Source organism: Pseudomonas sp. SWRI68, assembly GCF_014269165.1.
GTDB lineage: Bacteria > Pseudomonadota > Gammaproteobacteria > Pseudomonadales > Pseudomonadaceae > Aquipseudomonas > Aquipseudomonas capeferrum.
In genome coordinates, this window is the sequence record NZ_JABWRU010000031.1 from 12904 (window position 1) to 24542 (window position 11639).

The following is an 11639-nucleotide window of genomic DNA, read 5'->3' on the forward strand; positions in this document are numbered from 1 at the left end:
TCAGTAACCCCGGGTGAAATCCACTTCCCCGCGCAAGCCCTGCTCCGCCTCATATGCCCGCACATTCTCGACAAACAGCCGCACCATCGCCGCCGGCGAGGTGGGCGCCGAGCTGTGCCCGGTCAGCAGCAAGCCCAAGGCGGTCCAGAACGGGTGACGCTGGGGCAGCGGCTCCTGGCGGCACACATCGATTACCGCGCCCGCCAGGTGGCCTTGCTTCAGTGCTTCGACCAGGTCGCCATCGACCACCGCCACCCCGCGCCCGGCATTGATGAACAACGCACTGGGCTTGAAACGCTGGAACAGCGCCGCATCGTACAGATCATGGGTAGCCGGCGTGTCCGGCAGCAGGTTGATCACGTAATCGGCCCGCTCGACCCTGCTCGGCAGGTCCGCCAGCGCGGCCACTTCGGCGAACGGCGCCTGCTCACGGGCGCTGCTGGCAATACCGTACAGGGTTACCCCAAACGGCTGGAGAAACTCGGCTACCCGCTGACCAATATCGCCGGTGCCGACGATCAACACCTGGCGCCCCTCAAGCGTGCCGCCCGGGCGGTCGTCCCAGCGCCGCTCCACCTGGCTCAGCAGGCGCGGCAGCACTTCGCGTTCATGGCCAAGCATGTAGGTGAGCATGTATTCCGCCATCACCTGACCAAAAATGCCCACCGCACGCGTCAAGCGATAATCCCGTGGCAAGCCGTCGGCCAGCAGCGGGGTAATGCCCGCCCAGGTCGACTGCATCCAGGCCGGCTTGTGGCCCTGGCGCAGCAGGCTCGCCAGCAAGTCGGGCTGACCCAGCCACACCGGGCACTGCGACGCCTGCAGCGCCAGTTCGGCAGAGTCGCTGCTGGTCAGGATTTCCAGGTCAGGGGCCGCCTGGCCCAACAACTGGGCGTAATGGGCATGATCCTGTTCGGCAATCAGAACGCGCATTCGTGAAAACAACCTTGGCAGACAACCAAAGCGGCCCGACGCGCGGGCCACTTGGCGAAAGAGGGGAACCTGGCCTGGGTCAGACCGGATCGTTACGGCGCAGCAGCTCTTCGGGCAGGTGCTCGATGTACTCGTCTTCGACCGGCGGCATCTGCAGGTGATAGCCCTGGTTGTCGAGGTTTTCCAGCACCTTGGCGATGTCCTCGCGGGCCAGCTTGCGCTCGGGGGTCAGCACCAGGTCGAAAGCATGCACGGGGGCGCCGAAGAACGGCAGCAGGGCCTCGGGCACGCGCTCCAGGCCTTCGGCCTTGAGCACATACAGGTACATTTCGTTCTTGCGGGGGCTCTTGTAGATCGAGCAGATACGTTTCATCGGGTTTCTCCGGCACCTGCCAGGTTGTCCAGCAGGGCCTGGCCCATACGCTCACGGCGCCAGCCGCGCAGCGAATCGGGCAGTTGATAGGGGCCGTTGGGGTAGCCGCTCTTGAGCAGAGCTTCCAGGGTTTTCTTGCGCAGCATCAGCTCGGGGGCTATGCCCAAGCGCTCGCCTTCGGCCTGGCCGATCGCGCGCAGCTGCTTGAGGATACCGGCAGCCTCGATCGGCAAGGGCTCGGGCAGGACCTGCGGCCACTGCTCGGCAGGCAGGCTGGCAGCCCGCTTGATCAGCTGAACGAGGAACTCACCGTCCTGACGGATGGTACGCGGGTGCATCTCGTCGATCTTGGCCAGCGCCGACAGGTTGGACGGCTGGGACTTGGCCATCGGCCACAGCGAGTGCTCCTTGAGGATGCGATTGCGCGGCACGTCGCGGTGGCGTGCCTCGCGCTCGCGCCAGGCACACAGCTCGCGCAACACAGCCAACTGCTGGGGCGCAAGCTTCCAGGCCAGCTTGACGTCGCGGTACAAGCTCTCGGGTTCGACCTCGCGGCGCAGTTGGGCAACCAGCTCGGCGCCGTCCTCCAGCACCCAGGCGTACTTGTCGTCGGACAGGCGCGGGCGCAGGGCGGTGAACAGCTCGGCCAGGTGCACGGCATCCTCGGCGGCGTAGCTGATCTGGGTTTCGGAAAGCGGGCGCTGCAACCAGTCAGAGCGGGTTTCACCCTTGGGCAGCTCGAGCCCCAGCACTTCCTGAACCAGACGCGAATAACCCATGGAGAAGCCCAGGTTCAGGTAGCCGGCGGCCAACTGCGTGTCGAACAGCGGCTGTGGCAGCTTGCCGGTCAGGCGCAGCAATACTTCGAGGTCTTCGCTGCAGGCGTGCAGCACCTTGACCACGCCGCTGTCTTCCAGCAACTCGGCCAGGGGCTGCCAGTCCTTGATCAGCAGCGGGTCGATCAGAAAGGCGCGTTGGCCGTCGCCGATCTGGATAAGCCCCGCCTTGGGGTAGAAGGTGTCTACCCGCATGAATTCGGTGTCGAGCGCTACGAAGGGCAGTTCGCGCCAGCTTCGGCAGAGTTCGGCCAGGGTCTGGTCGTCACGGATCCAGTGTATTTCGATGGCCACGAGGCTCTCCCACTAACATTGGCGCGCAGTATATACGGCGCGGGCACTGCGGGTGAAACCTGCGCCATCCCTGGAATAGATAAACGGTGGTATGCAGGCCATTGGCAGTCAACGCTTGGCTGCCAACCAAGGCCGGCAGCTGGCGAACATGTCCAGCGACTGCTGGTAGACCTCGGTGCGCACCTGCAACAGGCCAAGCATCGAGTGGAACAGGTTGTCCTGGGACAGCGGCGCGTCGCTGAGCTTGGCCAGGCAGGCGGTGTCCAGGCCGAAATCTTCGCGGTAGCTGTCCGAAAACCAGGTCAGCAACGGCACGTGTTTCTGTTGCTCAGGCGCCAGCATGTAGGGGGTGCCATGCAGGAACAGGTTGTATTCGCCCAGCGATTCGCCATGGTCGGACAGGTAGATCATGGCGGTATCGACCTTGTCCTGCTTGCTGCGCAGGGTATCGATCAACATGGCCAGCACCTTGTCGGTGTAGGCCAGGGTGTTGTCGTAGCCGTTGACGATCTCCTGCTGGCTGCACTGGTTCAGGGCATTGCTGTGGCACACCGGGGTGAACCGCTCGGTTTGCGCCGGGTAACGCTTGAAGTACTCGGGGCCATGGCTGCCCATCTGGTGCAGCACCAGCACGGTGTCCTTGTCGAGGTTGTCGAGCAGCTCGGCCAAGCCCTGCAACAGAATCTCGTCATGGCATTCGCCATTGGCACACAGGGCCGGGTCGGTGAGGTTGCTGACATCGATGAACTGCACCCGATCACAGGTCCCCTTGCAGCCCGATTGGTTGTCGCGCCACTGCACGGCCAGGCCTGCGCGCTGGAGGATGTCGAGCAGCCCTTCACGGTTCTTGGCGACGCGCGCGTCGTATTCCTTGCGGCCCATGCCCGAGAACATGCACGGCACCGACACTGCCGTCTCGGTACCGCACGAATGCACATCGGAAAACGCCAGCAGGCCCTGCTCCTTGGCAAGGTTTGGCGTGGTGTCGCGGGCATAGCCGAGCACACCAAAGTTTTCTGCACGCGCGCTCTCACCCACCACCAGCACGGTCAACGACTTGCGGGCGTGCTGCTGCCAGGCTGCATCGCGCCGGGCATCTTCACCGTAAGGCTGGAATGGCCGGGCGGCCGTGCCCACACGTTCACTGACATAACCCATGGAGGCACCCACGATATTACTGGGCGTCAGCATCAGCCGCAGTTCGTGGTGATTGCGAAACAGCGAAGACAACCCCTGATAGTTGACCAGCGCCACCGACCCCAAGGCCACCACGCAGGCGCCGCTTACCACCAGCTTGCCCAGCAGTTCGCGGTGCCAGGCGCGGTAGGCAATCGGCGCCTTCCACAAAAGCACCGAAGGCAAAACACCCAACCCCAGGATATACAAAGCAAACTTCAGCGAGAGCAAGTCGCGCACTTCCGTGACATTGGTTTCGGCGATATTACGGAACATACCGGCATCTATAAGTACACCGTACTGATTCATGAAGTAAGCGACACCTGCACCACTCATGAACAAGAGGATCAGCACCGGTTTCAACACATACCGGAAGGCAAACAAGGTCAAGATCAAATTAAACGCGAACAGCATCAGCACGGCAAACGCCAGGCTCAGCCAAAGCCCCGGCAGCCCTGGCGGAACCACCTGTTCCAGGTGTTGCCAGAGAACGACATTGAAGCCGATCAGCAGGTACAGGCTGGCCAGCAGCGTGACCCATTCAGTCCGCAGGGATTTAACGTTGAGCATCAGGGTTCGCAATCAAGAGTGAGTATCAGCCCGTGGGCCTGTGCGGCACCGGGGGAACGTTGGCTGAACTCTAGAAAGCGCACCCTCAATATTTCGTGAAAAAGACGCCAACAAAACAGTGAGCGGGCATCTTTATCACATTAAATGAAGTTCATTCAGCCGCCATTCAGCCAGCCGGCGAAGCTTGGCGTACGGCTACGGGGGGATGCGACAGCCTACCCCAGCCCCCCAACGGCGCAAAGGCGACTATCCTCAAAAGTCAGGACCATTCGCCAACCCCCAAGAGAGGTGAAGAAATGCCCGTTCCGCACGATCTGCTCGCTGACCTGAACATCACTGCCGACGACTTCCAGGCGCGCATTGACAAGGACCATGACCTGCACAAACTGCACAAGGAGTACAACGCCAAGGACAAGGAAGTGCTGGCCGCCGAGGGCAACGCCAGCACCGATGACACCGTCACCCGTTTGCGCAAGGAGCGGCTGTTGATCAAGGACAAGATCGAACGCATTGTTCATCCGCCCAAAGCCTGACTCACACAACCTGAATTTGAATGCGCCGGCCTGTTCGCAGGCAAACCCGCGAACCAGGCCGGCAACCCTCACACCGTTGCCGACGCCCGCAGCGCGCAGTCCAGGTCCTCGATCAGGTCGCGGTAGTCTTCGATCCCCACCGACAACCGCAGCAGGTTCTCACCGATCCCCATCTCGCCTTTCTGCTCCGGGCTCAGCGAGTTGTGCGACATGCTCCAGGAGTGGTTGATCATGCTCTCCACCCCGCCCAGCGAGTCGGCCAGCACAAAGATCTGCAAGGCCTCTACCAGGCGATTGAGCGCGGCCCGGTCGCCGCCCTTGACCTTCATTGCCACCACGGCCCCGCCCGCGCGCATCTGGCGCTTGCACAGGTCATGCTGCGGGTGGCTTTCAAGCCCCGGGTAATAGACCTGTTCGATTTGTGGGTGGCTTTCGAGAAAACGCGCCACCTGCAGGGCATTGGCGCACTGGCGCTCCATGCGCACATCCAGGGTCTTCAGGCCGCGCAGCGCCAGGTAGCAGTCGAACGGCCCCTGGATGGCCCCGACCGCCATGCTGATCTTGCGCAAACGCGCCAGCAGTGCGTCATTGGCCGCTACCACCACACCGCCGGTGAGGTCGGAGTGGCCGCCGATGTATTTACTTGCCGAGTGCATCACCAGGTCCACGCCCAGGGTGATCGGCCGCTGGTTCCAGGGCGAGCAGAAGGTGTTGTCGATGCAGGTGAGGATACCGCGCGCGCGGGCCAGGTCGCAGACCGCCTTGATATCGACCAGGTGCAGCAGCGGGTTGGTCGGTGATTCGATCCAGATCAGCTGGGTTTGCGGGCGTATCGCCGCTGCCACGGCCTGCAGGTCGTTGAGGTCGACGTAGGTGGTGGTCAGCCCCGACGTATGGCTGCGGTAGTCCTCCAGGATACGGAAGGTGCCGCCATAGACACCGTTCATCACCACCACGTGGGCATCCTTGGGCAACAGTTCGAGCACCGTCGCGGTGGCGTTCACGCCAGAGGCACAAGCCACCGCGCCAACGCCTTCTTCCAGCGCCGCCACACAGCTCTCGTAGGCATGCCGGGTCGGGTTGCCGACACGGCTGTAGGCATACTCGGGGTTATCGTCGAGGCTGCGCTTGATGTAGGAACTGGCGGTATAGATGGGCGGGAAGATCGCGTTGTCGGCAACGCTATGCTGTTCGCCGGCGTGGATGGTGCGGGTGGCGAAATTACGCGGCTTGTCGGACATGATCCGGTCCATTGACTGAATAGAGCCTGCAACTATCGCACAACCGCCGCGCTCGGCAAGGGCGCGCAGCTAGGGGGATCAATTTCCTGCATTCTGGCGTAATCTGGAGAAGAATTTTCTACAGCCAGCCTTCTATCGATATGGACAGTTTCGACCAGCACATCCTCACCCTGCTCCAACGCGACGCGTCGGTTTCCCTCAAGGACCTGGCCGAGGCGGTCAACCTGTCGACCACGCCCTGCTGGAAGCGGGTCAAGCGCCTGGAAGAAGACGGCTACATCGTCGGCCGTGTCGCGTTGCTCGACCCCACGCGCCTGGGGCTGGGCCTGACCGTGTTCGTCCAGCTCAAGACCCAGCGCCACGACAGCGCCTGGCTGGAGCAATTCGCCGCCACCGTGGCCCGTTTCGAAGAGGTGATGGAGTTCTACCGCATGTCCGGGGACTGGGACTACATGCTGCGGGTGGTGGTGGGTGATATCGCCGCCTATGACCGGTTCTACAAGAAGCTGATCACCCGCACGGATGGGCTTTCCAACATCACCTCGAGTTTTGCCATGGAGCAGATGAAGTACACCACGGCGTACCCCGTGCACCGCCCCTGACGCGATGCTGGAGGCCCTTCCAGGCCACCGATCAATCCGCCGCCAACACCGCCTCGATCCGGTTCCCGGCCTTGGCCTTCTCTAGCTTGATGGCCACAAACTTCGACGTCGGCGTATACGTCCCCTCGCCATAACTCTCCAGCGGCACCAACGGATTGGTCTCCGGGTAATAGGCCGCCGCCTGCCCCTCGGGCACGTCATACGCCACCAGGCGGAACCCCGACACCCGCCGCTCGCGACCATCCTCCCACAGCGATACGAGGTCAACATGCTCGCCGGGCTCAAAGCCCAGGCGGCGAATGTCGGCCTCATTGACGAAGACCACCTCGCGCAGGCCGAACACCCCGCGGTAGCGGTCGTCCAGGCCATACAGCGTGGTGTTGTACTGGTCGTGCGAACGCAAGGTCTGCAGGATCAGGTCCGGTTTGTCGCCACGGGCCAGCACCTGGGCATTGACCAGTTGCTCCGGCAACTGGCTGGCACTGAAACGCGCCTTGCCGGTCGCGGTGCGCCAGTTGCGATCCGCCGCGTTGTTGCCCAGGTGGAACCCACCCGGGTGCTGCAGGCGCGCATTGAAGTCGGCAAAACCCGGGATCACGTCAGCGATCATGCTGCGGATGCGGCCGTAGTCGGCAATGGCGTATTCCCAGTCGATCGGTTTCTTGCCCAAGGTCGCCTGGGCCATGCCGGCAACGATCGCCGGCTCCGAACGCAGGTGCGGCGAACGTGGCCGCAACTGGCCGTGGGAGATGTGCACCATGCTGAAGGTGTCCTCCACGGTGACACCCTGCGGCCCGCTGGCCTGCAGGTCGATTTCGGTACGGCCCAGGCACGGCAGAATCAGCGCATCGCGGCCGGTGACCAGGTGCGAGCGGTTGAGCTTGGTGGAAATCTGCACGGTCAGTGCGCAATTGCGCAGGGCCGCATGAGTGCGCGGGGTGTCCGGCGTGGCCTGGGCGAAGTTGCCGCCCAGGGCGATGAAGACCTTGGCCTGCCCTTCTTCCATGGCTTTGATCGCCAGCACCGCGTTATGCCCGTGGGCACGTGGCACACGGAACTGGAAGCGTTTTTCCAGGGCGTCGAGCAAGCCGGCCTTGGGCTTCTCGTCGATGCCCATGGTGCGGTCGCCCTGCACGTTGCTATGGCCACGCACCGGCGACAGGCCGGCACCCGGTTTGCCCACGTTGCCGCGCAGCAGCTGCAGGTTGACGATTTCCTGCACGGTGGCCACCGAATGGCGGTGCTGGGTGATGCCCATGGCCCAGCACATGATGACCCGTTCGGCCTTGCGGTACATGCGCGCGGCCAACTCGATCTCGGCCTGGGTCAGCCCCGACTGCTCGACGATATGCGCCCAGGCGGTGGCATCCACCGCCGCCAGGTAGGCATCGACGCCACTGGTGTGCTCGGCGATGAAGGCATGGTCGAACACGGCCGCCTCACCCTTGGCCAGGGCCTCGCGCTCCCACTGCAGCAGGTACTTGGCGATGCCGCGCATGGCCGCCATGTCGCCGCCCAGGGCCGGGCGGAAGTAAGCGGTGTTGGTCGGCTCGGAGCCGTTGCTGAGCATCTCGAATGGGTGCTGCGGGTGCTGGAACCGTTCCAGGCCACGCTCTTTCAGCGGGTTGAAGCAGACCACCTGGGCGCCCCGCTTGACCGCCTCGCGCAGCGGTTCGAGCATGCGCGGGTGGTTGGTGCCGGGGTTCTGGCCGATGACGAAGATCGCGTCGGCCAGCTCCAGGTCATGGAACACCACCGTGCCCTTGCCCACGCCGAGGGTTTCCGCCATGCCCACCCCGCTGGCCTCGTGGCACATGTTCGAGCAGTCGGGGAAGTTGTTGGTGCCGTAGGCGCGGACGAACAGCTGGTACAGGAACGCCGCTTCGTTGCTGGCCCGCCCCGAGGTGTAGAACTCGGCCTGATCGGGCGAGTCCAGTGCCTGCAGGTGCTGGGCGACCAGGGCGAAGGCGTCTTCCCAGGAGGTTTCGACGTAGTGGTCGGTGGCCGCGTCGTAGCGCATCGGGTGGGTCAGGCGGCCTTGGAATTCGAGCCAGTAGTCGGTCTGCTCGGCCAGCGCGCTGACGCTGTATTTGGCGAAGAATGCCGGGTCTACCGAGCGGCCGGTAGCCTCCCAGTTGACCGCCTTGGCGCCGTTCTCGCAGAACTTGACCATGTCGTTTTCCGGCGACTCGCCCCAGGCGCAGCCTGGGCAGTCGAAGCCGCCGTTCTGGTTGGTCTTGAGCATGGCCCGCAGGTTCTTGAAGGCGTTTTCGCTGCCCAGCCAGCTTTTGGTCACGCTCTTGAGCGCACCCCAGCCGGCGGCGGCGCCTTTGTAGTCCCTGATGTGTTCGTCCTGGCTCATGCGGTGAATCCTCACGCTCGGTGTTTTTTCCAGACTATTGAGCGTGGGGTGGGAGCGTCCAATCGAAAGATCTTACGGCGTGATAAGCCGTTTCGATCATGGGGGGCTGGCCCAGCAGCCGTGATAGAGCATATTGATCATTCGGTCGGGGAAAGCAATTTGACGGGGGTGCACCCAGGTTATAGCTTGGAGATGAGTCCAACCCATTCGAGCACAATCGTGGAACAGAACAGCCGGGCCCTGATCGACGGCTTCAACCGGAAAATCGACTACCTGCGTATGTCGGTCACCGACCGCTGCGACTTCCGCTGCGTTTACTGCATGGCCGAAGACATGCAGTTTCTGCCACGCCAGCAGATCCTCAGCCTCGAAGAACTGTTCCAGGTGGCCGAGCGCTTCGTCGCCCTGGGCACCCGCAAAATCCGCCTGACCGGGGGCGAGCCGCTGGTACGCCAGGGCATCGTCGAGCTGTGTGGGCGCATCGCCGCCCTGCCCGGCCTGCGCGAACTGTGCCTGACCAGCAACGGCTCGCAGCTCGGGCGCCTGGCCCAGCCGCTGTTCGACGCCGGCGTATCGCGCCTGAACATCAGCCTCGACAGCCTGCACGCCGGGCGCTTCAAGCAGCTGACCCGCACCGGCGACCTCAACCAGGTCATCGCCGGCATCGACGCCGCACGCAAGGCAGGCTTTGAAAAGACCAAACTCAACTGCGTGGTGCTCAAAGGCCGCAACGATGACGAGCTGGTCGACCTGGTGCGCTTTGCCATCGACCGCGAACTGGACATCACCTTCATCGAAGAAATGCCCCTGGGTGAAATCAGCGAACACCAGCGCGGTGAGTCGTTCTACTCCAGCGACCAGGTGCGTGACCGCCTGGCCGAGCAGTTCACCCTGATCGAGTCCACCGAGTCGTCCCAAGGCCCGGCCCGTTACTGGCGCCTGGCCGAAGCGGCACACACCCGGGTGGGCTTCATTTCGCCGCACAGCCACAACTTCTGCGCCACCTGCAACCGCGTGCGCCTGACCGTCGAAGGCCGCCTGCTGCTGTGCCTGGGCAACGAGCATTCGGTGGACCTGAAACAGGTCCTGCGTGCCCACCCTGGCGATGCCGCGCGGCTGGAAAAAGCCATCCGCGACTCGCTGCACCTCAAGCCCTACCGCCATCACTTCGAAGTGGGCGGTGAGGTGCAGATTCTGCGCTTCATGAACATGACCGGCGGCTGATTGGCTGCCTCTGGATTTCCATGATCGTCCACCCCCGCCCCGATGTGCTGCGCGTGCTGTTCACCCTCAAGGGTTCGATCGTCAAGCGCATTGCCCTGCGCTGCCTGATGGTCACCGTGCTGGCCGCGCTGATCGTGCTGGTCGAGCGGCATTTCCCGGCGTTCTTCTACCCGGTCAGCGCCACGCCGTTCACCTTGCTCGGCCTGTCGCTGTCGATTTTCATGAGTTTTCGCAACAACGCCTGCTACGACCGCTGGTGGGAGGGCCGCAAGGCCTGGGGCAAGCTGATCATCGAGACCCGTTCATTCGTGCGCGAGAGTGTGGTGATCGCCGACCCGGCGCTGCGTGCCGAGCTGCTGCGCAACCTGTGCGGCTTTGCCCATGCGCTCAATGCCCGGCTGCGCAACGAGGATGACCTGGCCGCTGCCCGACCTTGGCTGGCCAGCCCGGCTGCAATCAGCCCGCACAACGTCTGCAACAGCATCCTGAACGAGATTGGCGGGCACTGTTCGCGGCTGGCCGAGCAACAACAGATCAGCGATTGGCGCTACAGCGTGCTGGAACAGCGCCTGGTGGGCCTGTCGGAAGTACAGGCCACCTGCGAACGCATCAAGGGCACGCCGCTGCCGTTCCCCTACACCCTGTTGCTGCATCGCACCATCTACATCTTCTGCCTGCTGCTGCCGTTCGCCCTGGCCGAACCACTGGGCTGGCTGGCGCCCTTGTTCACCACCATCGTCGGGTATACGTTTTTCGGGCTGGATGCGATTGGCAATGAGCTGGAAGACCCATTCGGGCGGGATGAAAACGACCTGCCCACCGATGCGCTGGTGCGTACCGTGGAGCGCGATGTGCTGGCGGGGTTGGGGGTAACGCCACTGCCACCGGCTTTGGAGCCGGTGGGGTATGTATTGAGCTGAGGGTTTTCTGCTTTCTGTGCTGGCCGTTACTCTCGACTGGCACAAGGCTCGACGGGCTTCAGGTGCGGCACGAAATTGCACGGCCGGTGCCGCGCATCCAGCTGCTCCGCCAGGATCCCTTCCCATGCCGTGCGGCACGCGCCGGTGGAGCCCGGCAGGCAGCACACCAGGGTACCGTTGGCCAATCCGGCCAAAGCGCGGCTCTGAACGGTCGAGGTGCCGATATCGAGAATCGACAACGCCCGGAACAGTTCGCCAAAGCCATCGATACGTTTGTCCAGCAGGCATTCAACCGCTTCCGGCGTACTGTCACGCTCGGTGAAGCCGGTGCCGCCGGTGATCAGCACCACCTGCACCTGCTCGTCGGCAATCCAGGTAGCGACCTGGGCGCGGATCTTGTACAGGTCGTCCTTGAGCAACGCCCGTGCCACCAGGCGGTGGCCGATCTCCACCGAGCGGCTGGCCAGCAGCTCGCCGGAGGTGTCGTTGTCGTAGGTGCGGGTGTCGCTGACGGTCAGCACGGCGATATTGAGCGGTACGAAGACCGCGTCGGGTTTGACGCTCACGTGGGCTAC

General features: G+C 63.5%; 11 protein-coding genes. 4 read left to right on the forward strand and 7 right to left on the reverse strand.

All coding sequences use genetic code 11. The annotated features are described in order from the left end of the window. The 4 genes from HU770_RS25555 to HU770_RS25570 all read right to left on the reverse strand — a co-directional run bounded on the left by HU770_RS25555 (position 1) and on the right by HU770_RS25570 (position 4182). The gene (locus HU770_RS25555; RefSeq protein ID WP_033699772.1) at positions 1-933 is read right to left on the reverse strand and encodes a D-2-hydroxyacid dehydrogenase; all 933 of its coding nucleotides are present in this window, start codon (positions 931-933) and stop codon (positions 1-3) included. A gap of 79 nt (positions 934-1012) precedes the next feature. After that, entirely contained in the window at positions 1013-1306 is a 294-nt protein-coding gene (locus HU770_RS25560) for a YcgL domain-containing protein (protein WP_033699773.1), read from the reverse strand. Next, positions 1303-2436, reverse strand: coding sequence for a ribonuclease D (rnd, locus tag HU770_RS25565; protein ID WP_033699775.1), 1134 nt, complete (start codon positions 2434-2436; stop codon positions 1303-1305). The genes HU770_RS25560 and rnd overlap by 4 nt, the downstream gene beginning before the upstream one ends. Positions 2437-2544: 108 nt before the next feature. Beyond that, the gene (locus tag HU770_RS25570) at positions 2545-4182 is read right to left on the reverse strand and encodes a phosphoethanolamine--lipid A transferase (RefSeq protein ID WP_186658424.1); all 1638 of its coding nucleotides are present in this window, start codon (positions 4180-4182) and stop codon (positions 2545-2547) included. 296 nt (positions 4183-4478) lie between these two features. On the opposite strand from HU770_RS25570, the gene HU770_RS25575 reads away from it, so the two are divergent. Continuing rightward, entirely contained in the window at positions 4479-4715 is a 237-nt protein-coding gene (locus HU770_RS25575; RefSeq protein WP_186658421.1) for a YdcH family protein, read from the forward strand. A gap of 68 nt (positions 4716-4783) precedes the next feature. Here HU770_RS25575 and HU770_RS25580 read toward each other — a convergent pair whose 3' ends face one another. Then, positions 4784-5968, reverse strand: a complete 1185-nt coding sequence (locus HU770_RS25580; protein WP_186658414.1) for an aminotransferase class I/II-fold pyridoxal phosphate-dependent enzyme — start codon at positions 5966-5968, stop codon at positions 4784-4786. Between the two features lie 128 nt (positions 5969-6096). Between HU770_RS25580 and HU770_RS25585 the strand changes: the two genes are divergently transcribed. After that, on the forward strand, positions 6097-6558 hold the full coding sequence (locus HU770_RS25585; protein ID WP_186658392.1) for an Lrp/AsnC family transcriptional regulator: 462 nt from the start codon (positions 6097-6099) through the stop codon (positions 6556-6558). 31 nt (positions 6559-6589) lie between these two features. On the opposite strand, the gene HU770_RS25590 is transcribed toward HU770_RS25585, so the two are convergent. After that, positions 6590-8920, reverse strand: a complete 2331-nt coding sequence (locus HU770_RS25590; RefSeq protein WP_186666235.1) for an FdhF/YdeP family oxidoreductase — start codon at positions 8918-8920, stop codon at positions 6590-6592. A 219-nt stretch (positions 8921-9139) separates the two neighbouring features. Here HU770_RS25590 and moaA point away from each other — a divergent pair, with 219 nt between their 5' ends. Further along, positions 9140-10144, forward strand: coding sequence for a GTP 3',8-cyclase MoaA (gene moaA / locus HU770_RS25595; protein WP_186658379.1), 1005 nt, complete (start codon positions 9140-9142; stop codon positions 10142-10144). A gap of 20 nt (positions 10145-10164) precedes the next feature. Next, the gene (locus tag HU770_RS25600; RefSeq protein WP_186666237.1) at positions 10165-11064 is read left to right on the forward strand and encodes a bestrophin family protein; all 900 of its coding nucleotides are present in this window, start codon (positions 10165-10167) and stop codon (positions 11062-11064) included. 26 nt (positions 11065-11090) lie between these two features. Here HU770_RS25600 and moaB read toward each other — a convergent pair whose 3' ends face one another. Continuing rightward, on the reverse strand, positions 11091-11630 hold the full coding sequence (gene moaB / locus HU770_RS25605; RefSeq protein ID WP_186666239.1) for a molybdenum cofactor biosynthesis protein B: 540 nt from the start codon (positions 11628-11630) through the stop codon (positions 11091-11093). Positions 11631-11639: the final 9 nt, after the last annotated feature.

Bases quoted from the DNA above. Each gene is read 5' to 3' on its own strand.
- HU770_RS25555 (WP_033699772.1), bottom strand. From the start codon at position 933: ATGCGCGTTCTGATTGCCGAACAGGATCATGCCCATTACGCCCAGTTG.
- HU770_RS25560 (WP_033699773.1), bottom strand. From the start codon at position 1,306: ATGAAACGTATCTGCTCGATCTACAAGAGCCCCCGCAAGAACGAAATG.
- HU770_RS25570 (WP_186658424.1), bottom strand. From the start codon at position 4,182: ATGCTCAACGTTAAATCCCTGCGGACTGAATGGGTCACGCTGCTGGCC.
- HU770_RS25575 (WP_186658421.1), top strand. From the start codon at position 4,479: ATGCCCGTTCCGCACGATCTGCTCGCTGACCTGAACATCACTGCCGAC.
- HU770_RS25580 (WP_186658414.1), bottom strand. From the start codon at position 5,968: ATGGACCGGATCATGTCCGACAAGCCGCGTAATTTCGCCACCCGCACC.
- HU770_RS25585 (WP_186658392.1), top strand. From the start codon at position 6,097: ATGGACAGTTTCGACCAGCACATCCTCACCCTGCTCCAACGCGACGCG.
- HU770_RS25590 (WP_186666235.1), bottom strand. From the start codon at position 8,920: ATGAGCCAGGACGAACACATCAGGGACTACAAAGGCGCCGCCGCCGGC.
- HU770_RS25600 (WP_186666237.1), top strand. From the start codon at position 10,165: ATGATCGTCCACCCCCGCCCCGATGTGCTGCGCGTGCTGTTCACCCTC.